This window comes from Photobacterium japonica (genome assembly GCF_050337005.1).
Classification (GTDB): Bacteria; Pseudomonadota; Gammaproteobacteria; order Enterobacterales; family Vibrionaceae; genus Photobacterium; species Photobacterium japonica.
Window position 1 is genome coordinate 1 of sequence record NZ_JAKJSN010000061.1, and the last position, 23,689, is coordinate 23,689.

Consider the following 23,689-nt stretch of genomic DNA (forward strand, 5'->3'; position numbering starts at 1 on the left):
AAGTATAATAGTGCAGGGAAGAAAGGCTGCCATGCCATTAAATATCATTTTGTGATCTTAATTCATAAGAAAGTATTACATTATTTATTTTATTTACCCGTATTTATCCCACTGGTGAAATATGATAATACCTTGGCGCAATGTCATTTATTTGACGGGGTAGCTGCAAAAAAAAAGACATAAAAAAGGCCGCTTTCGCGGCCTTTCTATATACGGGAACAACTCGCTATGCTTAATAAGCAGAGCGGGTATCCAAACGCTGGATGTGTACCGTGATTTCTTCACGGTCATGGTACAAGTGCTTCGCTTGCAGCTTAAACTTCACCCCATTTTGGATCAGGTACACTTTCAGGTTTTCAATATCCTGCAGTACCTCATCGTAGCGGCCTTTCATTGGCAGCTTCAGGTTGAAGATCGCTTCTTTTGCCCATGCTTTGATTAACCAATCACCCATTAGGTGCGCCACACGGGCCGGTTTTTCAATCATGTCACACACAATCCACGTCACGTTCTTACGTGGCGGCTCAAATTTAAAGCCATCTACTGCGTGGTATTTCACCTGACCGGTATCCATCAGGCTTTGTGCCATCTGGCCGTTATCGACCGCGTGCACGAACATTGAACGTTTTACCAACTGGTACGTCCAACCACCTGGACATGCGCCCAAGTCCACGCCCCACATGCCTGATGCCAAACGCTCATCCCATTCTTCGCGTGGGATGAAAACGTGGAACGCTTCTTCCAGCTTCAACGTTGAACGGCTTGGTGCATCTGATGGGAATTTCAAACGTGGAATACCCATAAAGAAGTCAGAGTTATTGTGGCTGTAAGAGTAACCCACATAACAACAACCCGGTGCAATAAAGCATAAATGCAATACCGGTTTTTTCGGGTTGTCTTTGTTGTACAACACCCCTTTACCACGCATCGCCTGACGCAGTGGCACGGTGAACTTACGGCAGAACTTCAACAGCTCTTTCGCTTCATTGGTATCTGGCGTTTCAACACGCAAATCACCACAACGCGGGAAGTTAGCCACGGCTTCTAAGATCGGAGAAATACGATCCTCAGAAGGCAAATCCGTCAGTAGCGGGGTCACCGCAAGCATCTGACGGGCAAAAATCAGCTCGGCAAACGACTGCTTCTGGATAAACGTATCCGCATCGCCCGGCGTGTAAAACTCAAAGATCACATAGCCAGAATTATTTTTGACCCGAGGAAAGCCATACAACTCCATTGTATTTGCTTTATCTTGAACTTCACCGGCACATTCTTTCTCGAAACCGGGACGGCAGTACAACAGAACTTGATTCACTTTCAACCCTCAAGTTGATCGCCAGGCAGACACTGCAAGCACTACCCAGCCAATAATAAAACAGACGCCTCCCATCGGGGTGATGGGGCCAAACCACTTAATACCCGTTAATGCTAACGCGTAAAGGCTGCCACTGAAGAGGACAATACCCACTGCAAAAAACAGGGCTGCGTATAATACCGCTTTTAACGAAAGAATGCGTGCCAATATTACGCATCCGATCATCGCCAAACTGTGCCATGCCTGATACTGCACGCCCGTCTCAAACACGCCCAACAAATACGGCGATAACTGCGCTTTCAAACCGTGCGCGGCAAACGCGCCCAAAAACACGGTCACCGCCCCGCTGAGCGCGGCAAACACCAACAAATACCGCCCCAAGACTGGGTTAACAACCGGATTCACTTGCACACTCCTTTATAAAGCGCGCCAGCGCTTCAACGGCCAACGCCACATTACCGGGTTCTGTATGACCTGAGGCTTTGCGCGGCTTAAAGCTATGATCGCCATCAGGTAAAAAGGCGGTGGTGACGGTTTCAGCCATTGGCCAACCCGCCATTTCCTCACGGGTACCAAAGGTGTCGCGCTCGCCTTGCACAATCAAGGTCGGCACAGTCATGGTACAGAGGTGATCACCGCGAAAATTCTCAGGCTTGCCCGGCGGATGAAACGGGAAACCCAAACACGCCACACCGGCCACCAGCGCCTGACAATTTGTAACCTCTGGCGCGGCATCGGCTTCCGGGGTGACCATCAAACTGGCCATGCGCCCCCCCATTGATTTACCGCCAATCACCAGCGGTACACCCGTTTGCTCTGCCTCTTGTGCGAACACCTGAATGTGGCGTTGAAAATCCAATAACAATTTAGGTTGTCGATCCGGCGGGCGCTTCTTGCCGTCTTCCTGTCGCTTCACCATGTACGGAAAATCAAACCGCACCACACGAATACCGCGTGTCGCCAACCCGCTTGCTACCGCACGCATAAACGGGTGGTCTTTACCCGCCCCGGCGCCATGGGCAAATAAAAACGTGGCGATCGCTTCACCCTGTGTGGGGGTATCAATCACATACTCTGTCATCTCACTCATGGGATCCCTTTCCGTCTGTTGCGATCGGCTCCATGCTTATATCGCTGCCTTCGCCGGTTTCCAGATCCGGCAAATCTTCTTGTTCACGCGCTGCCTTGGCTAACACCCAATCACGGAAAATCTGAATGCGCCCCGTTTCCGCCTGTCGTTCCTGACACACCACATAGAAGGCATTTTTACTCATCAAGACTTCATCAAACGGGCAGACTAAGCGACCAGCATCAAGTTCCGGTTGCGCCAATACATTGTTACCCAGTGCGATGCCCTGACCGTGTGCGGCCGCTTGTAGCACCATGGTCGAGTGACTGAAAATCGGCCCCTGATTCACGTTCATGCCTTCAATGCCATGCTGGCGCATGTAATTCTTCCACTCTTTACGGGAGGTATCGTGCAGCAGCGTATGCAGCTTTAAATCATCCAAGGTTTTCAGCGGCTTCGTCCCCGCCAAGAGCATTGGCGAACACACCGGCAATAAAAACTCTTGGTACAATTTATCGGCACGTAAGCCCGGCCAGTTACCACGGCCGTAATAAATCGCCACATCCACATCTTCAGTCAATGAGCCTTCATCGAGATCCACGGCTTTGATCCGCACATCGACATCCGGATGTTGCTCATTGAAATCCGCCAAACGCGGGACTAGCCACTGAATGGCAAAACTAGGAGGTAAACTAATGGTTAATGCCCCTTTCGACCCGCGTTCCAAGACCCGGTCAGTGGCCTCTGCAATCGCCGAAAAGATGTCTTTAATGTCAAGGAAGTAGCTTTGTCCTTCTTCCGTCAGTAGCAACGAGCGGTTACGGCGACGAAACAGTTTTAGCCCTAAAAATTCTTCTAACGCCTTAATTTGATGGCTGACTGCCGCTTGTGTGACAAATAATTCTTCCGCAGCGCGGGTAAAACTCAGGTGGCGAGCTGCGGCCTCAAACACTTTTAGCGAGTTGAGTGGTGGGAGACGTCTAGACATGGCTATCCTGCATTAGTTTTTTTTATGGTAAACATTATAAATTGTCCATTGTTCAAGTGCCATATAAACCCTATTATTTGCCTCGCAACGGTGAGGGAGGCCAAGTTTTCAGCCCTCTGGCATTTTGGTCTAACACATTGTTGCGATGTTGTGTTTGCATATTATCCGGGTTGTGCCGGATAGGTAGTCAATCTACCACTTTTACTTCCTGTATTTTTGACCTGTCTGTCAAAATTTATTCTTAGCACTGCGCCCCAACGCAGTGCTTTTTTTTATCCTTTTTTTGCCCCCTTCCCCTGTCACGTACGATCTGTCACGCGCAACATGGCGATCCTGCCACTTATCGTCACTTGGGTATAAAATGATAGCAAGACGGAGAAACACTTGCCCTTAATCTGATTTAATCGCATGATCTCCCCCCTTGTCTATTTGCAACGTGATTCACCATGACAGCCCTATTTGATATCAACCGCATTCGCCAGCAATTTCCTGCCTTGGCACAAGATTGTAATGGTCAGCCACTGGTCTACCTCGACAGCGCGGCAACCACCCAGAAACCCACGGTGGTGATCGACACGCTCACGCAGTATTACCGCGGGCAGAATGCCAATGTCCATCGAGGCAGTCATACCCTCACCGCCACCGCGACCGCGCAGTTTGAGCGCGCACGCGAGACCGTGCAGCACTTCTTGCACGCCGCATCGAGCAAAGAAATCATCTGGACGCGCGGGGCGACGGAAGCCTTGAACCTTGTTGCCAACACTTACGCCCGTCATACGTTGCAAGCGGGCGATGAGATCTTGGTGAGTGAGATGGAGCACCACGCTAACATCGTGCCTTGGCAGATGGTAGCCGAACAAACCGGTGCACGCGTGGTAAAAATCCCGATGCGAGCCGACTGCACCTTGGATATCGAGGCGTATTACCAATTACTCGGACCAAAGACTAAAATCGTCGCTGTGGCCCACACCAGTAACGTCACGGGTACCCGTCACCCCATAGAGGCGATGATCCATGCCGCCCACGACGTCGGTGCCATTACCGTGATTGATGGTGCCCAAGCGGTCGCCCATGAAACCGTGGATGTGCAAGCCTTGGATGCGGATTTCTATGTGTTCTCTGGCCATAAAATCTATGCGCCAGCTGGCATTGGTGTGCTGTATGGCAAACAAGCCCTGCTGGAAGCGATGCCCCCGTGGCACGGTGGCGGCAAGATGGTGGAAAAAGTCAGCTTTGGCGGCACGACGTATGCCGCACTGCCCGGCAAGTTTGAAGCCGGCACACCCAATGTGGCAGGCAGCTTGGCGTTAGCTGCCGCCATTGACTGGTTACAATCACTCGATCGCGCGGGTGCCGAAGCCCATATTCACCGTCTGCGTGAAAGGGCCTTGTCTGGTATCGCGGATATTGAAGATCTGCGCATTATCGGCCTGCAACCGCACGCCAGCCTGTTTTCGTTTGTGGTGGACGGTGTCCACCATCAAGACATTGCGACCTTGCTCGATCAACAAGGCATCGCCCTGCGCGCGGGTCACCATTGTGCACACCCAATGATGGATGCACTGGCGGTCAGCGGTACCCTGCGTGTCTCGCTGGCGCTGTACAATACTGAACACGATGTTGAACGCTTTATTGCAGCCCTGCAAAAAGCCTGTAGCCTGCTTTAGGAGATCCCATGAGCTTTCCCTCACACCCTTTCGGTCACGACATGACCTGCGACATGATCGTCGCCCAGATGGCCGCAGCCAATGGCTGGGAAGATCGCTATCGCACCGTGATCCAGCTAGGTAAACAACTGCCTGCGCTGCCTGATGACCTGAAACTCGACACACTGAAAGTCAGCGGTTGTGAAAGTCAGGTGTGGCTAGCCCACCAGCAAGACAACGGTGTGTTCCATTTCGCGGCCGATTCCGATGCCCGTATTGTCCGTGGGCTGATCACCTTGGTGCTCGCCGCTTATGACGGTAAAACCGCTGCGCAAATTCGCGCCTTTGATATTGACGGCTATTTCGATAGCCTCGGCCTGATGGCGCACCTGAGCCCGTCACGCGGCAACGGCCTGAAAGCCATTGTCGAACAAATCAAAGCACTGGCTGACGCCGAGTAGCAAGATACCCAATCGACAAGACCAAGCAACAAGGCCAAGCACAGCCATAAAAAAAGCGAACGCCGAGGCGTTCGCTTTTTTATTGTTTCTTTTCGCTGTGACCGGCTGTTATCGCCACGCACTACTTCGGTAAATGCTTTTCAATCAGCTTTTGCAGAATACGGGACACCGCCACAAAACCAAATGTTGCTGTCACCATGGTCGCCGCACCGAAACCACTGGCACAGTCCATGCGCTTTGGCCCTTCCGCTGACGCCTTCATGTTACACACCGACCCATCCGCCTGCGGGTACTTCAACTGCTCGGTTGAGAACACACAATCGATGCCGAATTTACGCTTCGGATTCTTCGGGAAATTATGGTGACGACGCAAAGTATCACGCAGTTTTTTCGCCAACGGATCTTGAATCGTTTTGGTCAAATCGGTGATCTGAATTTGGGTTGGATCCGTCTGACCGCCCGCGCCACCGGTGGTGATCACTTTCAGCTTATTACTCTTACAATACGCCAGCAAAGCCGCTTTCGGCTTCATGCTGTCAATCGCATCCAGAATATAGTCGTAACGGCGATCAATGTAGCCCGGGATATTGTCTGGTGTGATGAAATCATCAATCAAGTTCACCTGACACTCAGGGTTGATCAGCTTGATGCGCTCAGCCATCACTTCAATCTTGCTCTGGCCGACCGTGCCGGTCATCGCGTGGATTTGGCGGTTGATGTTGGTAACACAGACATCATCCATATCAATCAACGTCAGCTCACCGATCCCAGAGCGGGCCAGTGCTTCTGCGGCCCACGAGCCGACCCCACCAATGCCAATCACACACACGTGCGCGGCACGGTAGATGTCGACTTCACTGTTACCGTATAAGCGGCGGGTGCCACCAAAACGCTGGTTATAACTGTCTGAGGCTGGGGTATCTAATTCTCGCATGGTTCGTCCGCGCTGTATTTCACACATTCATAAAGAAAGAGTGCGTTTTATACGCACTCTTTTAAAGATTGTCCAGTGATGGCGGCGGCCCTACCGCCCGAAGGGGCTGCTAACATTAGTTAGCTGGCGACACCGCTTTCACCCCGTCCAGATCCAATTTCCAGACTCGGCCAAAGTGCTTATAGTGACCCGCATCAATACCGGCTTGTGCGCCCATACCGTGGTACAAATCGAGGTGGTTTTTCTTCACCGCACCGCCAGTATCCAGCGCCATCAACAAGGTCAGCACATGTTTACCGTTCCATTTGCCTTGCTCATCCAACTGCGGCACTTCCGCCAATAACACGCTACCCATTGGTAAGTATTTACGATCTGCCGCGACAGACGCGAAAGCCTGTAACGGGATCCCTGCGGTCCCCATCACATCCAAATTGTCTTGTGGCTTGAAGAAGACAAAAGAGGGATTTTGCTCCAGCAGTTCACGCACCGTTGCTTCGTCTTGCTGGCTCACCCACTCATCAATCGCTTGCAGTGACATTTTCTCACGCGGCACTTCACCACGCTCAATCAACACCTTGCCAATGCTGACATAACGGTGGCCGTTCTTACCGTTGTAGGCAAAATACTCCAGCTCATTGTTGTCTTCATAATGCACAAAGCCGCTGCCCTGCACTTCCATCATGAACACATCCAGCATGGACGCACTGTAGCCTAATTCCAGCCCTTTCCCATTGAGGGCACCGGCGTAAATCTCGGCACGGCTTGGGCACTGTCCGTCACACGTTGGCATGCCGTACACCGGGTAACGATACGTGGCATCGGGCTCATGACGCAACTCAATCACAGGCGAGAAGTAGCCCGTGAACATAACGTTTCCGTAGCCGTCACCGCCGCCCATTTGCGCCACATCAATGCCGTAATTGGCCAGCGTACTCGGATCGCCACTGTGTGCAGCCCAATCTGCCACCTGACGATATAAAGCTTGGTATTTCGCGGTCATCGAGGGTGAACGCTCAATCACTTTCGCCATTTGACCATTGAATTGACTGAAATCACGCGGCGCGTCGGACTGAACCGCTGACACAGGATTGAGCACCTGTTCAAACTGACCATCCAGGTATTGCTGACCGCGATCGGTCGGTTTAGCACAACCGGCTAACCCCAAAATAAAGAAAACTATCGTTGCTTTGCGAAACACAAGAAACCCATATATGTAAGTGGTAGGTAAGGCGTATATCAATGAAAAAACGCAATATGCACCAGTGTAACCAACTCCCAGAAGGAAGCCTAATAACAATTAGTGCGGTGTAATTGTCCGCGATGGAAAGGCGAGTGTTGTCAGCGTCAGGTGGGAATTTTCGCATACTGAAAGAACAATATGCGCAAGGTGTCATATTTGTGTCACATACATTCGTTTTAATAAAAGCGTAACAGGAATGTCACTTAGCGTTATCGAAAGGAAGCCACATGCACCAGCCACTGAAAATAGGAAAAGATACCTTACTCAATATCAATTCACTGGAATACCAATGGATCCGCAGCTTGGCGAGTGAGGGAAACTCCCCCCATCAGATCAATACGGTGATCCAACGGTGTTTGGGAGGCAATGCAAACACCGCCGATATCATGCGTCAGGTGGCGATGCGCCAAGCCTCTGTGAATCAACTGTTGCGCAGCCTGAACTAGACCACGCGAGGCGACTCACAAACGGGAAAAGGCAGAAGTGTAATGGGCGGGTTGTTGGCGCACCAACTGCCCGGATAAAAAAAGGTATGAGTAGAGCTCATCCCCCAAGCGGTACTCCAGCTTGCTACCATCCCACACGTATTGGGTATTGATTTGCCGACCGGCCACAAAGACACCAGAGGGACGTAATTCAAAACTGTCGGCTAAATAGGGCGCCACATCTTGTTCGACCCACGTACCGTACAAGGTCGGTATCGAGACCGTTTGTCCCCGTTCAAACAGTTGCATCATCCCTGCGAGTGCCATGCCTCCCGACAGTATCACCAAAGCTGCCACTTGCCGTAACGTTGCACGATGCACAGCGCGTTTCTTTTGCTTCGCCATCACATTGTCAGACATAGAAAACCAGCCACAGAGAAAGAGGGATACCCACAGGCACCGCCAGAATAAGAAGAAGGTATAGAGTAAGCCCTTGCCGCGGCCCCTGCATCCCTAAAACGCCATAACGGGATCTTCAGTCCAAAAAAACATCACGTAAACCCAGATTAAAATAGAATCTTTATTGACTTAAAGTGCATAATAATTGATAAATAAATGAGCAAATGGATAGTTTCTGCTTATTCTGTCAACCCCGTACAGTTACAAGGAAGTCTACGGTGAAATTGAGAAGTACCGCTCTGGTTAAAGGATTTCGTCAATCCGCCCCCTACTTGAATGCCCACATTGGTAAAACCATTGTGATCATGCTCGGCGGCGAAGCCATTGCCCATAATAATTTTCCGCATATCGTCAACGATATTGCTTTGCTCAACAGCCTTGGCTTACGCATTGTGCTGGTCTACGGTGCACGACCACAAATCTCCCTGTTGACCGAACAAGCCGGCTACCCCACGCCGTACCACAAAGGGATCCGCGTCACGGACGCCCGCGCATTGGAGCTCGCCAAACAAGCAGCCGGTCAAGTGCAACTCGACATCACGGCCCGTTTTTCGATGGGGCTGAATAACACTCCCATGGCGGGCGCACAAGTGAATGTGGTCAGCGGTAACTTTATCATTGCCCAACCGCTCGGGGTCGACGAAGGCACCGATTACGCCCACAGTGGCAAAATCCGTCGGATCAATATCGAAGGGATCCACCGCCAGCTCGATCAGCAATCAGTGGTGTTACTCGGACCAATAGCCAGCTCGGTGACTGGCGAATGCTTCAACCTGACCTCAGAAGAAATTGCGACCCAACTGGCAATCAAACTCAAAGCAGACAAATTAATTGGCTTTTGTTCGGAGCAAGGGGTGCTGGACAAAGACGGCAACGTCTTCACCGAAATGCTACCACGAGAAGCAGAATACGAGCTGGAACACTTAGTGGCCCAACGGACCGATGACAGCGGCACCGGCCGCTTTCTACGCGGCGCCATCACGGCCTGTCGAGCGGGTGTGCCGCGCAGCCATTTGATCAGCTACAAAGAAGACGGCGCGTTGATCCAAGAGTTGTTCTCGTTTGACGGTATCGGCACCCAAGTCGTCATGGAAAGTGCTGAGCAGATCCGTCAGGCCGCTATTAACGATATCGGTGGAATATTGGACTTGATCCGCCCATTAGAACAAGAAGGTATTTTGGTTCGTCGTTCACGCGAACAACTGGAACAAGAAATCGAGCAGTTCACCGTGGTGGATCGCGACGGCCTGATCATTGGCTGCGCGGCGCTGTACCCCTTCCCCGACGAAGGCATGGCAGAAATGGCCTGTGTGGCGGTGCATCCAGACTTTCGTGATTCCGACCGCGGGGCGGCATTGTTGGGCCATTTACGCCAGCAAGCCAAAGAACAAGGCCTCAAATCCTTGTTTGTATTAACCACCCGCAGCCTGCATTGGTTCCGTGAACAAGGTTTTGTCGAGTGCAGTGTGGAGCAATTACCGGTCACCAAAAAAGCCCTGTATAACTTCCAACGTTGCTCAAAAATTTTAATTACCACACTCTAAGCATTGATACACTCAGTGGGTGCCCCGCCCTCTACACTCAATACGTTATGCTTCGCATTGAATGATAGAGGGTGAACCACCGATGATGAGTCTGATCTTCTGCCTGCTGTTTATTGCCATGTTATGCGCCTACCTTCACCATACCCGCACCAGCTATGCGGTGTTTGCCGTGACCATGGTGTTGGGGCTGTACTGGTTTCGCCATCATGCCACCGACACCTTGTCGATCTTGTTGTAGGGGGGCGCATGAATAGCCAACAAATCACCTTACTCAACATTCTGGGTCTGCTCGGGATCACCGCCGTCTTATTCATCGGCTTCATCTTACAATTTGCTTGGGACGAACTTCCCTGCCCCCTCTGCTTATTGCAACGTATAGGCTTTGGCATGGTCATGTTTGGCTTTATGCTGAATGTGCTGCACGGTCCGCAACAACGGCATTATGGCGTGATACTCATGGGGGCATTATTCGGCGCCGTCACCTCACTGCGTCAAGTATCGCTGCATGTGATCCCCGGTACACCAGGCTATGGCAGCCCTATTTTAGGCATGCATTATTACACTTGGGCGTTTGTGTTGTTTGGTGCCACCATTTTAGGGGTCGCAGTCTTATTGGTGCTGTGGAATACCGCATGGCATGACAAGCAGCATACCCTCAGCGGGCTGGGTCGTGCTGCCTGCCTGTTTGCTCTGATCACCGTCTTGCTCAATGTGATCATCACCTTTGTGGAATGCGGCCCGTATCAATGCCCAGATAATCCGGTCAGTTATTGGTTGTTTACTCGCTGACAAATGGAAAAACAAAGGGACAAATAACGAAAACACCCGCACAAGGCGGGTGTTTTTATAATGTATCATCGGTACTTACCGCCACCATCAGCAGGCAGCCTAAGTCTTTAACATAACAACGCGGCCAGTCCACTGGCACGCTCCGTACGCAAACGCACGGCACGCTGATTGACGTCCGGTTGGGCAAACAGGTACAGACGCGCTTTGGCACGAGTCACGCCGGTATACACCAACTCTCGGGTCAGGATCGGCGTAAAGTCGGCCGGCAACACCATGAGCGTATCACTGAATTCCGAGCCCTGTGACTTGTGAATCGTCATCGCATACACAGTGTCATGCTCCGGCAAGCGACTCGGCAGTACGCTACGAATGGTGCCGTCTGGCATATCAAAATAGACCCGCAACGTCGGCGGTGTCGCGGACTCAGGATCCGCAGGGGCCATCATTGCGATGCCAATATCCCCGTTATACAACCCCAAACCGTGGTCGTTACGAGTGATCATCACCGGTCGCCCCACATACCACGTATCGTCGGTTTGGCTGATCTTACCCGCTCGAACCAACTCACGCTCGATACGTTGGTTCAAGCCCGTCACGCCGAAATCCCCTTCGCGCAACGCACACAGTAAACGGACCGAGGCAAAAGCGTCCAATACCGCTTTCGGTTCAGCCTGCTGCTCAATCAAATCCAGATAGTGGCGATAGAACATCACCGTCATGCTGATCATGCGCTGATAACTGTCGGCGCTGAGCGGGTAATGCTGGATGTCTTTATAGCCATACTGACACACGGCCTCCACCTGCGCCGGACGGCCGGCATTGATGGCTTTTGCCAGCTGACCAATCCCCGACTGCGCATGGAAACGGTAGCTTTTTTGCAGCATACACAGACTGTCTGCAATCGGGCTGAGCGGCAGGTCTGATGCCGTATTAGCCTGCAATTGATAGCCCGTTAACTGACTCAATTGCTGCGCCTGCGCCACACTGTATCCTTGATGGGAAAATGCACAGATATCCCCCAGCACTGCACCGGCTTCTACCGACGCCAGCTGATCACGGTCACCCAATAAAATCAATTTGGCGTGCGGCGGTAAGGCATCCAACACACGGGCCATCATGGGCAAATCCACCATGGAGGCTTCATCGATCACCAGCACATCCACGTGCAGCGGGTTATCTTTATGATGGCGGAAATCCACCTGATGGGGCACCGAACCCAGCAAACGGTGCAAGGTACTGGATTGGGTCGGGATCCGTTCACGCACGGACGGTGACACTGGCAACGATTGGATCGCAGAGCCAATGGATTCCGTCAAACGTGCTGCGGCTTTACCGGTCGGCGCCACCAGCTTGATGGTCGGTGTGGCAACATCATCGCCCCCCAGCTCGCCATCTCCACCACAGTGATCATCCGCCTGCATCACCAATGCGGCCAACAGCTTGGCCACCGTGGTGGTTTTACCGGTACCCGGCCCGCCGGAGATCACCGCAAACTGACGGGTAATCGCCACGGCAGCAGCCACTTTCTGCCAATTTAAACAAGCCGATATCGGCACTAAGGTATCTAACGCATTCAGGCCATCAACCCGATCGGCCGCCGTCAACACCGCATCAATCGCTGACCAATCCAGTTGCTCAGGATGCGCCACATCCAACTTATCACACACTTCTTGCTGACGACGCGCAGGGGTATCGACCGCTTGTCCATCGTTCGTATCGGCATGACGTAACTGCATGAGCGATTGCATCAAGTAGGTGTAGGTGCGTGGGAACAAGGTATCCAGCATCACCGACATTTTGTCGAAATCGGCTCGCGTTGGCTGCGCCGCGGCTTTCAATTTGTTCGCGATCAGCTGCTCAAAGGCCCAATAACGGTGTAGATACAAACGCCCATCTTGCAGCACCAATGGGGTCGCGGCCGGTTTAACCTGCACGCCTTTGCCCGTCATGTCCGTCACCACCGGCAAGGTGGCCAATACGGCCCCCCAGGTTTCAGGCGCAGGCAGTTCGGCTAATAAGGTCAGGGAAGCCGAAGACGATAATCCAAACAGCGACAGTGGACCGGACGAAGAAGGTGCCGTCAAACGTTCTAGCGGCAGGCAAACGTGGCCTTTCCCCAGTTCATGACTGAGCAACGCCGCCACGAACCCTGCCAGAGGCGCAGCCTCAGGGCTGCGCAGGGCAATAAATTTGGCGAACTGGTAATCCAGTTGACGCAGTAGCCCTTGCTGGGTCAGAGTTTCTAATCGCTTAAGCATCCAGCGGCTCTCCATCAATCAAACGGTCTAAATCGGCCAACAGTGCCGCACTCGGTCGCGCAGCAAAAATACCGCTGTCACGGCCTGCTTCAATGCCACGTAAAAACAAGTAATACACCCCACCAAAGTGACGGTCATAATCATAATCGGGGATCCGACTGCGCAAGAAACGCTGCAAGGCCAACGCATAGATCTGGTACTGCAAGTCATAACGGTGATCGCGCATCGCCTCAACTAAGGCATCGCCGTGGTACGCACTCGCATCATCCCCCAGATGGTTGGATTTCCAGTCCAGTACGTAGTATTTGCCCTCATGCTCAAACACCAAGTCAATGAAACCTTTCAGCATCCCACTCACAGTAGCAAAGCCTAGCTCACCCGCACGCGCCGACACCTCATCGTGTTTAGCGATCACTTTATTGAGCATGGCTGACTGCAACAATTCAATTGGCAGTAAAAACTCCATTTCCGTTAGTCGCTGCGACGGGGTTTTCTCCGCCAAACGTAACGTCTTGCCATCCAACGGGCAATGCAACACATCGTGGATCAGCTGCTGCAACACCGGCAACCATTCCAGATCGTACTGCTCTCTTTCCAGTAAGCCCGTCAGCGTTGCGACCGTTTCCGGACTGTCGACGGGGGCGGTAAATTCAATCTCTTCAAACACGGTGTGCAGGAAGGTGCCCGGTCTTGCCCCGCGAGGGAAAGTGTAAATGGAACGTGCAGGTGTCAGATCGTCCAGTTCTACCGCCACGTCACCGGTGTTCATCGCGGCTTCCTCCGCCGCTTTCACCGTCACATCCACCACCGAATCAATATCGAACCCCGGCAGATCCAAACTGCTATCATGGTGGGCTTGATGCCCCTGCTTCACCAAGCTCGAATAACTGGTCATCCACCAGTTACGCTCTAGTGACGCCGTAAACGGCTGCGGCAACAACGCGGCCATCACCTCTTCAATCGGTTGCCACGGCAATGCCGGTTTTTCTGGCGGTGCGACCACGGCAATACTGGCAGGCCCTTCGGTTAATTTAGCTAAGGCCAGCTCCAACGCCGCCACCCCGCCCGCTTCACCGTTTTGTACCAAGTGCCCCATCGCAGAACGGTGCAAGCCCGTCGGCTCTTTGGTGCTGCGGCCATTGCGTACCGCTGCCATGCCGACGTAACAGCCGTAAACCGCACGGGTCAGGGCCACGTAGATCAAACGTAAATCTTCGGCCAAACGTTCTTTGTCGGCCTTTTCAATGGCGTCACTGTGCTTGGCAATATCCAAGACCGTTTGGTGAGAGGTTTCATCGTGATACTTCACCTCCCCTTTGCTGTCGACTTCGCGGTAGCTACACACAAAGGGCATGAACACCACGTCATACTCCAAACCTTTGGACTTGTGAATCGTGACGATTTGCACCAAGTTACGTTCTGATTCCAGACGCAGAATTTGTTCATCGACGTTGCCGTTGGGCTCCGCCATGTTTTCCGCCAACCAACGCAGCAACCCATAATCACTGTCGAGAGTCTGGCTGGCCGCTTGCAACAACTCACCGATGTGCAGTAAGTCCGTCAAGCGACGTTCGCCCCCCTCATCGGCCAGCAAGCGCTCCGCAATTTGGTGCTGTGCCATCACACTGCGTAGCATCGGCATCACGCCGCGGGATTGCCACTGTTTGCGGAATCCTTTAAAGCTGTTAATGGCGACTTCCCACTCCAGCTCACTGTTGTTCAGTGTGTCCAACTCCACCGCTGTCAGCGCAAACAGGCGGGATGCCAACGCCGCACGCAACGCACGGTCATCTTCCGGTGTCAGTACTGCTTGCAGCAAACGCTGCACATCGGCTGCTTCGGCACTGGAAAAGACGCTGTCACGGTTAGACAAATACACGCTGGCAATACCTTGCTCCGCCAACGCGTTTTTGATCAGCTTGCCTTCACTGCCGGTGCGCACCAACACGGCAATGTTGCCCGCCTCAATGGCGTGGTGCTGATTTTTATCAGCAAAGTACGCCTCGCCTTGCTGTGAGGATGTCAAAATATGCTGGATCTGTGCCGCCGTCGCGGTGGCCATCGCCTCTTGGTAGCTGCCTTTGGTCACAGGCTTACCCGGCTCAGCCTCTTGCAGCCAAAACGTCAGCGCAGGCTGACGTTCTTGGTCAAGAAACCAATGCCGCTCTGCCGCTTTCGGGCTGTGGTTGACCGACAAAAAGGTAATGTCTTGATCATAAATAAACGGGCTGTCCGGCTCGGCAAAAATCGTATTCACCGAGGCCACCATGTCTGCCGTTGAACGCCAGTTGGTATCCAGCGTGTAATGATCCGTCACCTGACGGCGCGCCTGAATATAGGTAAAAATATCAGCGCCACGGAAGGCGTAAATCGCCTGCTTGGGATCCCCGATCATGAACAAACCACATTCGGGATGCTGATGATAAATCTGGCTGAAAATGCTGTATTGCAGCGGGTCGGTATCCTGGAATTCATCGATCATGGCGACCGGATACTGACTGCGGATCCGGCTGGTTAATAGGCCATCCTGATCATTATCGATCGCGGCCGACAACTGAGTCAGCAAATCATCAAACGATAGCCAGCCTTTGCGCGCCTTGGCCTCCACCAACAATTCACGGCACGCTTCAATCGCATGGGCGATCAGCGGATCACGCAAGTTGGCGGGGTTATCCAATAAATCTGCAACCGCCTCAAACACAGCGTGTGTTGGCGGCTCCCCTTTCGGCGTTTTCTCAATCAGCACTTGCTGATGGAAACGTTCCAGCTTATCGGGCAACGCGTAATCAGCGGTAGGCTGCGCGGCCCACTGGCTCACCTCGGCCAACCAGGTCGGCAAACTTTTCTTGGTATAGCTGCGTTTATTCACGCCAGAGTTGGCGATCAGAGCCTCGAAATCCCCTTCATGCTCACGCCACTGTGCTTTGAATGCATCAATGCGCTGCATGTTCGTGGCATGCAACTGCTCCAACGAATCACTCAACGCTTTCACCGATAAGGTGACGGGCGCGCCTGTCAGGCTGTTACCGATGTCTTTGAGCAGTGCCGCAGGGGATGCCCAAATCTGGCGAACTTCACTCGCCAACGCATGCGGCAGGTGATAGAAATTCCGACGCCAATAATCGGCCACCACCAACTGCTTCAGTGGGGCTTCATCGGTAATGAATTCATTATTAAAACGACTGCCGGATTCAAACGCATTTTGCGTCAACATACGCTGACAGAAACCGTGAATGGTATAAATGGCCGCTTCATCCATCTGGCGTTCGGCATTCAACAAAATCGCTGCCGCCGCTTTGTGATCCGGGATCTCGACCAGCAACGGGGCGATCACCGGATCATGACTCACCCCTCGGCTGAACGCCAAACGGGCATCATGGATCCGCGCGCGAATACGATCACGCAATTCGGCAGTGGCCGCTTCGGTGAAGGTCACCACCAGGATCTGCTCCACCGTCAGTTCTTGGGCATGCCGTGATGCCTCACAGCCATGGCCGAGCAGCAAGCGTAAATACAAGCTGGCGATGGTAAAGGTTTTGCCGGTACCGGCCGAGGCTTCAATCAAGCGCGCCCCGTGCAACGGAAAGGTCATCGGCTGTAGTGTATTGGCAACGTTCACGTTATCCATGGCGTGTCTTTCCAATGAAGGATCCCACGGGGCCGATCATGCGGCATCCCGAAGGATCATATTGATCATCTTGTATGGCCTTCGCATCGCAAAGGCGCGTTATTGGCGTTCATCAGCAGTGATGAGGATCACATCACCTGTGTGATCAAACACTTAGTTTGAGTTTAAACACGAGCAAACACATAGCAGTCCCCGTATTGTGAGAACTTTCTCACGGTTTGCCCCTCTAGCATTGGTTAGTATCGCCGCCAGAAACGTGGTCTACCTCTGCACCGGTGGTCGTACAGCAAACACCCTACAAATAACAATGATTTGCTGACGGCCACACTACTTCTTGTTTCGCGATCCCTTCTTTCTATTCCTTTGATGCACATTCAGTATCACGCGTCATCCTCCACGACTTCGCTGCCTAATATCGCGGCTTGTAATACCCGGCCGGCCAATTGTGATGCCGCTTGCGCCAGTTCATCGTTCCACTGTGGCCATACACGCGCAATGTAAGTATCGCTACCTTCACCGGGGAACAAATAGCTGTCGTTAAAACTGTCCGCCATTTTTCCCAATGCCTTCTCTCGTGTGTCCTCGTCATCTTTCCAACCGCCATCACGGCCAATACATGCCGTAATACCCGCTTTTGCTGTTCTCGGAAAATACGCCAAAGGCTGATTCAGGCCGTCAAAATACAGTTCGATCACGTCTTGCAAATACGCGCGAGCGTGAGTGGCTTCTACCGTCTTCAGCTTAAGATGGATATCCGTGCCGATCAGGTGTGTCTCTTGTCCTTTCCCAGCCGCCGCCAAGCACAAATGATCCAGCCAAGCGGTCAGGTGATCTTGCGGACGAATTTTACCGCTGCGGTAGCGCACTAAGCCGCCCTGATAACGCTGCTTCAGCCACCCTTGTAACTGCACAACCTGCCCGTCGACGGTGAAGGTCAAATCCACCTCATGATCATCCTGAGGGTGCTGGGTGTACGGCGTAATCGTATCGACAAGTGTCAGCACTTCTGCGCGGGTAACCGCCAAATCCAACTCACCGAACGCGGCAATTGGCAAATGTCCTGCGGCTTTTTGTTCATCGGCAAACGCTTGATAAACCTTGTTATCATCGGCTTGTGTGCGGCGCGCTTCCAGCAAAAGCGTTAACAAGCTGTCACGTAACTGGTAGCTTTCTAAGCCATTGAGGACGAACGGTTCATCGTCTTCCATCACCCCTTGTGGCGGCTCAAAGAAGACTTTCAAGCGACGGTTAAAGAAATAGCGTACCGGCAAACGCCAGAAACGTTGCAATTCCGCTAATTCCAGCACACGTACCGGCCCCTCATCTTGCGTATCGGCTGGCAACGCGCTGATCTGGAACGCCTGGCTGGCGTGACCACTGCGACTGGCCGCGGGAAGCCATTCGGCCGCAAAACTGGCCTCTTCGCCCATGAAGGCGTTCGGGCTAAACGGTACCAACGGGTGATGATGGATCAACTGCGCTTTGATGTTGTCGCCTGACTGATCGACAGGCAAGGCTTCATCACCTTCTCGGCAATAGCCCTGCTGACAATATTCCACCAGCTCACTGACCAAGACCGACGGCACGCGCTCGGCGTTATCCTGAATTGATCGTCCAACAAAGCTGATGTACAGAATTTCTTGTGCCGATTGAATCGCTTCCAAGAACAGGTAGCGGTCATCATCACGACGAGAACGGTCGCCGGCGCGGGTACGGCCGTTCATTAAATCGAACCCTTCCGGTGCAATATTGCGCGGGTAAGCCCCATCGTTCATCCCCAGCAAACACACCACACGGAACGGGATAGAACGCATCGGCATCAAGGTACAGAAGTTCACCTGCCCCGCGAGAAAACGTTGACTGACACGCTCGCCGGACAGTTTGTCTTTCAGGTACTGATTCAAGACCGCCGGGGTGATCTCAGCATGAAAACCGGCATCCGCCAGTTGTTCTTGCAGACGGTGCAGCAAATCGCGGATCGATTTGAGCACCAATTCGCCTTCCAGCTCAACCTGTAAGAAGTCATCCAACAGCGTCGTCAGCTGCGCGGTCCATTCTGTGACCGAATGTGGCTCGGCAAGCACCTCACGGTATGCCACTAGCCGATCAATAAAGCCGGCTAACTGACCGGCCAACTCGGCATCCAGCCCCTGCACCTGATCGTAGGCTGAGATCCCTTCAAACAAACCGGCATCATGCGGCATGGCATAGCCCAGCAACATACGCTGAATCCCAAACAACCAGGTGTTTTGTTGTTGCTCCGGCAGATCAAACTGACTGGCCGTACGTTCATCCAAGCCCCAACGCACACCGGCGTCTTCAATCCAACGTTTAACTTTTTCAAAGCTGTCACTGTCAAAGCCGAACTTACGCATCACCGCGGGCACTTCCAGCAGTTCCAGCAACTCCGAGGCGTGACAGCGGCTTTCCGGTAACGCCAGCAAACGCAAAAACGCCAACAGGATCGGGTTTTCTTGCTCGGCGGTACGGTCAGAAATCGAGAAGGGGATATAACGTTGACCCGGCGCATTACCAAACACGGCCTGAATCGCCGGACTGTAGGCGTTAATGTCTGCCACCATCACGATCACATCGCGCGGTTTCAAACTGGCATCGGCTTCAAACATCGCCAATAGCTTGTCGTGCAGCACTTCCACTTCACGCATCGGACTGTGACAGGCATGTACCGAGAGCGAGCGGTCATCATGGGCGATCGGGAATTTATGCTGGCTGTTATCGAGGATCGCGTCATTTTGGCGATCCGCTAAATTCAGAATATCGGCTTGAATCGCATGCAATAAAGAATCCGGCTCAATATCCACGAAACCGGCGTCCACTTCGTTGACCTGCATGTCCGACAACAAGTACAAGTTGTCACGCCCCAACTTGCCCATCGAGGCTAATAGGCTATTGCCCACCACGTGATTATGCATATCGGCATCGTAATGGCTTTCATCCATGTCTTTGAGCTGGGCGATGTAACCACCGTCTGCCGCCTCACGGTGTAAGGTGTCGTTTTCCAAGTTTCCATGATCAAAAGTACCGTTGTCCAAGGTACGTAGACGGATCCGCTGCTTGGCCGCCAAACGAGCCAAATGTTTACGGTCGCGAATATCGCCCCAGTAGTAGCGGCATGGGTTGGTAAACATCAAATGGACATCAATGTGCTGCCCCATCGCGGCCAACGCATCCAGATATCGGGGCGGCAGCGAGGAGATACCAAACACAAACAAACGCTTAGGTAAATTGGCCGGTAACGTGCCCGTTTCGGCATAATTATTGAGGGTGTCGATGAAATGTTCGTACAGGTTGGCACGGTGATACGGCGATTGCCCCAACGCCAACGTGTGATCATACAAGGCTTGCCATAGCACTGGCTGCCACGGGTGTTCGTCACCCAATTCCTCAACGGTTTCACCGGCTTCCCACTGCTGGATCCACTCTGGACGATACACCAAGTACTGGTCAAAAATATCGGCAATTTTTTCCGCTAACTGATACAGCTTGAGATCATCGCGGTCATCTTCAAGGTAACGCTTGAGTGGCTCAAAGATGTCTTGATCTAACTGCGTCGGCAGCACCTGCATCAATTTCCATGTCATGGATTCTTTGTTAAACGCACTGCGCTCAGGCACATCGCTGAGCACGTCAGTAAACATGGTCCAGATAAAAGTCGCTGGCAGGGGAAAAGTGAGGTTCGCCGCCACGCCAAACGACTTCGCCAATTCCATTTTTAGCCACTGGGACATACCCGGACTCTGCACCAGGATCTGCTCGTGCTCAAAAGGATTCGCCAACGGTTCAAGGCGGATCAGCTCCACAAGGAGAGATTTTAACAGATCCAGTTGGTTGGAATGATAGACAGTAAACACGCAAGTGCCTCAGCAGCGGGGGAAAGTCTTATGATTCTCGCCTATCTCCCGACCACCTGCAAATGCAATCTCGCTCGCATATTTACCACTGTGCGGTTGCGCTGTTTTCATAGGTAAAACGGAGAAGGCATAGACAAAAAACGCATGAAAAACACCCATGATATACGCCAAATACAATAGATAAAAAAACGGGCTCTCTAAGAGAGCCCGTTCGGGAACCGTTCAAAAAGGAGTCTGGATATCCGGCGCGGCTATACGTACTTATACGTGTGCAGAAGGTGATAACACGGCACGGCAAGCACGAGACACCGGACGGTAGAAGGCCAAATAGCGCACTGCAACATACCCGACCACTGCTGTCGCCACATACAACTCAAGGTGCGCCAACATCGACACTTGGTGGATGTACTCCGCAGCATAACCTTGCGCGCCCATCCATGCCGCCACTTTAAACAGCGCCGTCGCACCAATCACCATAGGGAAGGTGAAGGCCGCGTAGCCCGGACTGAAGGTCAAACGAAGCAAGCGGAAGAAAGCCACATAAATCACGAACGTCATCAGTACCGCAATCCCCGCCAACAGTGCAATCACAACCGGCGATGGCGTGGTGGTAACAGTGAGGTAACCGGCCAATGACAAGCTGGCTGGAGCCGCCATGATAGCAATCGTTGGCTTGGCAGCATCCGGAATTTCATGGCTGAAAATCAAACGGTAAATCATCACCGGCAGCATCACCGCGTAAATTCCCATACCAAACAGTTGTAGTGCTTCGGCTAACGGACGCAATGCGCCCCCTGGGAACGCCACATCCGCCACGATGATACCAATCGGAGGAACAAACCAGCTCGGTACCATATGGTGTAATTCAAAATCACGGGCGCGGTGGTAAGCAAATAGCCCCAAAAAGATCAGGTGCAACGCCACAGCAAACAGCCATAGGGCTTGCCCTGCAACAGGGAAGTAAAGGCCAAGTGCTTTTGACACGACCATCGTCGCCATGGCAAAGGTGGGCACCACACTGCCAACAACGGGGTGGCTTAAGTCATTCCACAAGGATTGCGGGTGGCAAAGAAACTTCACCAACAACACCATCAATAAGACGCTGGCGATCACCGCCCCCGTTAACTGCCCCATTCCGTGCAGATCCGCGGCATTTTCCCAACACCAGCCCAGGCTGGCAATGCCCAGTGCTAACCCCGCCATTGGCGTAGGGGCACCCAAAACTTTGTTCTTTGCTGCTCGGATCATATTACGACTCCAACCCCGGCTGCCTTTGCATGCCGTCGCTGTTAAATACCAATAGCGCAAGTTTACCTAGATTGCAGGATTTAGGATAATTGAATATATTGAAAGGTAAGTTAAGTATTGCTGAACAAGATCACCTTATGAATATCGCGCTGCGCCAACTCAATGTGTTTGTCACTGTGGCTCAAGAACTTACGATCACGGCAGCCGCCGAAAAGCTGTTTCTCTCCAAGCCCGCCGTCAGCATGGCGCTGTCTGAGCTGGAGAAACAATTGGGCCATAAATTGTTTGATCGCAACAACAACCGCCTGATCATCAATGAACAAGGCAAACGCTTATTACCGCTGGCCGATGAGCTTCTGGCGCGCAGTCAGGACATTGAGCAACTGTTCAGCCAAGAAGGCCCCATCACCGGCAAATTAAAAATCGGCTCCAGTGACACGGTCGGCAATCAGGTTACGCCTTTTCTGCTGCGTGATTTTCGAGAGTCATCTGGCCACCGCGATCAGTCCCTGTATATCGCCAATACCGCGCAGATCTGCCATATGTTGGCGGAATTTGAATTGGACATCGGCTTAGTCGAAGGAAAAGTGCAGGAAGGGAATCTGGCCGTTCAGCCATGGCTGAGTGATGAAATGGTCATTGCTTGCCATCCGGATCATCCGTTGGCAACCCTCCCCCACTTACGCTTACAAGATTTAGAAAACAGCCAGTGGATCTTACGCGAGCCGGGCTCGGGCACGCGGGAGTTTTTCTTGCAAAAACTGGCCCCGCGTCTGGCACACTGGCAACAGGCGTTTGAACTCAACAACACGGAAGCCATCATTAACTGCACGGCAGCCAACTTAGGGATCACCTGCCTGTCGCGGCGGGCAGTAGAACATGCGGTGAAAGATCAGCGCGTGGTCATCCTGAGCGCTCCCCTCGACATGCACCGCCAATACTGGCTGCTCTACCACAAAGAGAAGTATCAGAGCCCGCTACTGAAGCTGTTTATCGCCTTTTGTCAGCAATGGCAGGACACCGTGTCCTGCCCGGATGAAACCTCAGATCCCAAACAATGATGACTGGCGCGAGTTAAATGCGTGAATTAAACAAAAGTTAAACGCGGTTATCCCCACAACTGAATGCAATGATCTGGCTGATCTGACACAAGGGACGGCCAGATTCTTCCTGCCACGCATTGAACGCGGCTTGTGTGGCGTTGAGGGATTTTTGCGTATCGCGACCACCGTCGATGATCCCGCATTGGCGTAGATAGCTTTCGGTGTCTTGACTCAAAATGAAGGTGTCTTTCCCCATCACGCGCAACGTATAAGGGCCGGTGTTACCGCCCAGACGGGCACCGTGTTTTTTCAGATAACGCCACAGGCCAATGATATCACTCGAGGGCCAATCCGCCACAAAGCGAGCAAACGAACCATGCTGACGCGCCGCATCATGGATCATCTGCGCATTGGCCGGAATCGTCATCACTTTGGCGAGATGGCGAATAATGCTCGGATCCGTGGCTTTGCGTTCCCACATATCATCCGGGATCAACAGCATCTTCTCGATATCAAAACCAAAAAAGGCATGTTCAAAGTTCGGCCACTTGTTGCGTACCACTTGCCAGCTGATCCCCGACTGGAACACCTTCTGACTGAACGCGGCCAGCCAGCGGTCATCCCCGATCGCGGCTAATTGTTCGCGCGACAGCGGTGACACCAACATCGCTTCCAACGCCGCTTCGCCCCCTTTCCGGTCAGCGGCACGGGTATAAATTTGTGCAAATCTTTCTCTTGCCATCACATTAACACGCTTATCACTGGACATA

20 protein-coding genes are annotated in these 23,689 nt (G+C 52.7%); 8 read left to right on the forward strand and 12 right to left on the reverse strand.

What is annotated here, in order from left to right; all coding sequences use genetic code 11:
• Positions 1 to 183, forward strand: a 183-nt coding sequence (locus L4C36_RS19725) for a hypothetical protein (protein ID WP_428479511.1), incomplete at its 5' end; no start/stop codon positions are given.
• Between the two features lie 49 nt (positions 184 to 232).
• Here L4C36_RS19725 and rlmM read toward each other — a convergent pair.
• Genes rlmM through L4C36_RS19745 form a run of 4 tightly spaced genes read right to left on the reverse strand, consistent with a single transcriptional unit; the run spans position 233 to position 3,372 of the window.
• Entirely contained in the window at positions 233 to 1,315 is a 1,083-nt protein-coding gene (rlmM, locus tag L4C36_RS19730) for a 23S rRNA (cytidine(2498)-2'-O)-methyltransferase RlmM (RefSeq protein WP_428479512.1), read from the reverse strand.
• A 9-nt stretch (positions 1,316 to 1,324) separates the two neighbouring features.
• Complete coding sequence (locus L4C36_RS19735; RefSeq protein WP_428479513.1) at positions 1,325 to 1,720, reverse strand: DUF423 domain-containing protein; 396 nt, start codon at positions 1,718 to 1,720, stop codon at positions 1,325 to 1,327.
• Complete coding sequence (locus L4C36_RS19740) at positions 1,704 to 2,396, reverse strand: alpha/beta family hydrolase (protein ID WP_428479535.1); 693 nt, start codon at positions 2,394 to 2,396, stop codon at positions 1,704 to 1,706. Before L4C36_RS19740 ends, L4C36_RS19735 begins: the two co-directional genes overlap by 17 nt.
• Before the next feature lies 1 nt (position 2,397).
• Positions 2,398 to 3,372 (reverse strand): transcriptional regulator GcvA, encoded by a 975-nt coding sequence (locus L4C36_RS19745; RefSeq protein ID WP_428479514.1) that lies wholly within the window; start codon positions 3,370 to 3,372, stop codon positions 2,398 to 2,400.
• A gap of 446 nt (positions 3,373 to 3,818) precedes the next feature.
• Here L4C36_RS19745 and csdA point away from each other — a divergent pair, with 446 nt between their 5' ends.
• Both csdA and csdE read left to right on the forward strand, forming a co-directional pair.
• Positions 3,819 to 5,039, forward strand: coding sequence for a cysteine desulfurase CsdA (csdA, locus tag L4C36_RS19750; protein ID WP_428479515.1), 1,221 nt, complete (start codon positions 3,819 to 3,821; stop codon positions 5,037 to 5,039).
• A gap of 8 nt (positions 5,040 to 5,047) precedes the next feature.
• The gene (gene csdE, locus L4C36_RS19755) at positions 5,048 to 5,479 is read left to right on the forward strand and encodes a cysteine desulfurase sulfur acceptor subunit CsdE (protein ID WP_428479516.1); all 432 of its coding nucleotides are present in this window, start codon (positions 5,048 to 5,050) and stop codon (positions 5,477 to 5,479) included.
• A 121-nt stretch (positions 5,480 to 5,600) separates the two neighbouring features.
• Here the strand turns inward: csdE and tcdA are convergent, their stop codons facing one another.
• Positions 5,601 to 6,413 (reverse strand): tRNA cyclic N6-threonylcarbamoyladenosine(37) synthase TcdA, encoded by an 813-nt coding sequence (gene tcdA / locus L4C36_RS19760; protein ID WP_428479517.1) that lies wholly within the window; start codon positions 6,411 to 6,413, stop codon positions 5,601 to 5,603.
• A gap of 115 nt (positions 6,414 to 6,528) precedes the next feature.
• Positions 6,529 to 7,611: a murein transglycosylase A gene (gene mltA, locus L4C36_RS19765; protein ID WP_428479518.1), complete on the reverse strand. Its 1,083-nt coding sequence runs from the start codon at positions 7,609 to 7,611 to the stop codon at positions 6,529 to 6,531.
• A 269-nt stretch (positions 7,612 to 7,880) separates the two neighbouring features.
• Between mltA and L4C36_RS19770 the strand changes: the two genes are divergently transcribed.
• Entirely contained in the window at positions 7,881 to 8,099 is a 219-nt protein-coding gene (locus tag L4C36_RS19770; RefSeq protein WP_428479519.1) for a hypothetical protein, read from the forward strand.
• A gap of 15 nt (positions 8,100 to 8,114) precedes the next feature.
• Here the strand turns inward: L4C36_RS19770 and L4C36_RS19775 are convergent, their stop codons facing one another.
• Positions 8,115 to 8,498 (reverse strand): DUF2850 domain-containing protein, encoded by a 384-nt coding sequence (locus tag L4C36_RS19775; RefSeq protein ID WP_428479520.1) that lies wholly within the window; start codon positions 8,496 to 8,498, stop codon positions 8,115 to 8,117.
• Positions 8,499 to 8,755: 257 nt separating this feature from the next.
• On the opposite strand from L4C36_RS19775, the gene argA reads away from it, so the two are divergent.
• The 3 genes from argA (at position 8,756) to L4C36_RS19790 (ending at position 10,870) form a co-directional block, all read left to right on the forward strand.
• Positions 8,756 to 10,081, forward strand: coding sequence for an amino-acid N-acetyltransferase (gene argA, locus L4C36_RS19780; protein ID WP_428479521.1), 1,326 nt, complete (start codon positions 8,756 to 8,758; stop codon positions 10,079 to 10,081).
• An 82-nt stretch (positions 10,082 to 10,163) separates the two neighbouring features.
• Positions 10,164 to 10,319 carry a DUF5993 family protein gene (locus tag L4C36_RS19785; RefSeq protein ID WP_428479522.1) on the forward strand — a complete coding sequence of 52 codons (156 nt, stop codon included), beginning with the start codon at positions 10,164 to 10,166 and terminating at the stop codon, positions 10,317 to 10,319.
• Between the two features lie 8 nt (positions 10,320 to 10,327).
• Positions 10,328 to 10,870, forward strand: coding sequence for a disulfide bond formation protein B (locus tag L4C36_RS19790; RefSeq protein ID WP_428479523.1), 543 nt, complete (start codon positions 10,328 to 10,330; stop codon positions 10,868 to 10,870).
• Between the two features lie 107 nt (positions 10,871 to 10,977).
• Here L4C36_RS19790 and recD read toward each other — a convergent pair whose 3' ends face one another.
• The 4 genes from recD to L4C36_RS19810 all read right to left on the reverse strand — a co-directional run bounded on the left by recD (position 10,978) and on the right by L4C36_RS19810 (position 21,876).
• Complete coding sequence (gene recD / locus L4C36_RS19795; RefSeq protein ID WP_428479524.1) at positions 10,978 to 13,128, reverse strand: exodeoxyribonuclease V subunit alpha; 2,151 nt, start codon at positions 13,126 to 13,128, stop codon at positions 10,978 to 10,980.
• The gene (gene recB, locus L4C36_RS19800) at positions 13,121 to 16,756 is read right to left on the reverse strand and encodes an exodeoxyribonuclease V subunit beta (RefSeq protein WP_428479525.1); all 3,636 of its coding nucleotides are present in this window, start codon (positions 16,754 to 16,756) and stop codon (positions 13,121 to 13,123) included. The genes recD and recB overlap by 8 nt, the downstream gene beginning before the upstream one ends.
• 380 nt (positions 16,757 to 17,136) lie before the next feature.
• On the reverse strand, positions 17,137 to 20,628 hold the full coding sequence (recC, locus tag L4C36_RS19805) for an exodeoxyribonuclease V subunit gamma (protein ID WP_428479526.1): 3,492 nt from the start codon (positions 20,626 to 20,628) through the stop codon (positions 17,137 to 17,139).
• Positions 20,629 to 20,889: 261 nt separating this feature from the next.
• Complete coding sequence (locus L4C36_RS19810) at positions 20,890 to 21,876, reverse strand: TDT family transporter (RefSeq protein WP_428479527.1); 987 nt, start codon at positions 21,874 to 21,876, stop codon at positions 20,890 to 20,892.
• A gap of 137 nt (positions 21,877 to 22,013) precedes the next feature.
• Between L4C36_RS19810 and L4C36_RS19815 the strand changes: the two genes are divergently transcribed.
• The gene (locus tag L4C36_RS19815) at positions 22,014 to 22,937 is read left to right on the forward strand and encodes a LysR substrate-binding domain-containing protein (protein ID WP_428479536.1); all 924 of its coding nucleotides are present in this window, start codon (positions 22,014 to 22,016) and stop codon (positions 22,935 to 22,937) included.
• Positions 22,938 to 22,974: 37 nt separating this feature from the next.
• Here L4C36_RS19815 and L4C36_RS19820 read toward each other — a convergent pair whose 3' ends face one another.
• Positions 22,975 to 23,661, reverse strand: a complete 687-nt coding sequence (locus L4C36_RS19820; protein ID WP_428479528.1) for a DNA-3-methyladenine glycosylase I — start codon at positions 23,659 to 23,661, stop codon at positions 22,975 to 22,977.
• Between the last annotated feature and the right edge of the window lie 28 nt (positions 23,662 to 23,689).

What these genes read in the sequence shown, in the direction of transcription:
- tcdA (WP_428479517.1), bottom strand. Translation starts at nt 6,413, where the DNA reads ATGCGAGAATTAGATACCCCAGCCTCAGACAGTTATAACCAGCGTTTT.
- recB (WP_428479525.1), bottom strand. Translation starts at nt 16,756, where the DNA reads ATGGATAACGTGAACGTTGCCAATACACTACAGCCGATGACCTTTCCG.
- csdE (WP_428479516.1), top strand. Translation starts at nt 5,048, where the DNA reads ATGAGCTTTCCCTCACACCCTTTCGGTCACGACATGACCTGCGACATG.
- L4C36_RS19770 (WP_428479519.1), top strand. Translation starts at nt 7,881, where the DNA reads ATGCACCAGCCACTGAAAATAGGAAAAGATACCTTACTCAATATCAAT.
- L4C36_RS19745 (WP_428479514.1), bottom strand. Translation starts at nt 3,372, where the DNA reads ATGTCTAGACGTCTCCCACCACTCAACTCGCTAAAAGTGTTTGAGGCC.
- L4C36_RS19820 (WP_428479528.1), bottom strand. Translation starts at nt 23,661, where the DNA reads ATGGCAAGAGAAAGATTTGCACAAATTTATACCCGTGCCGCTGACCGG.
- L4C36_RS19785 (WP_428479522.1), top strand. Translation starts at nt 10,164, where the DNA reads ATGATGAGTCTGATCTTCTGCCTGCTGTTTATTGCCATGTTATGCGCC.
- L4C36_RS19815 (WP_428479536.1), top strand. Translation starts at nt 22,014, where the DNA reads ATGAATATCGCGCTGCGCCAACTCAATGTGTTTGTCACTGTGGCTCAA.
- L4C36_RS19810 (WP_428479527.1), bottom strand. Translation starts at nt 21,876, where the DNA reads ATGATCCGAGCAGCAAAGAACAAAGTTTTGGGTGCCCCTACGCCAATG.
- recD (WP_428479524.1), bottom strand. Translation starts at nt 13,128, where the DNA reads ATGCTTAAGCGATTAGAAACTCTGACCCAGCAAGGGCTACTGCGTCAA.
- L4C36_RS19790 (WP_428479523.1), top strand. Translation starts at nt 10,328, where the DNA reads ATGAATAGCCAACAAATCACCTTACTCAACATTCTGGGTCTGCTCGGG.
- L4C36_RS19740 (WP_428479535.1), bottom strand. Translation starts at nt 2,396, where the DNA reads ATGACAGAGTATGTGATTGATACCCCCACACAGGGTGAAGCGATCGCC.
- L4C36_RS19775 (WP_428479520.1), bottom strand. Translation starts at nt 8,498, where the DNA reads ATGTCTGACAATGTGATGGCGAAGCAAAAGAAACGCGCTGTGCATCGT.
- csdA (WP_428479515.1), top strand. Translation starts at nt 3,819, where the DNA reads ATGACAGCCCTATTTGATATCAACCGCATTCGCCAGCAATTTCCTGCC.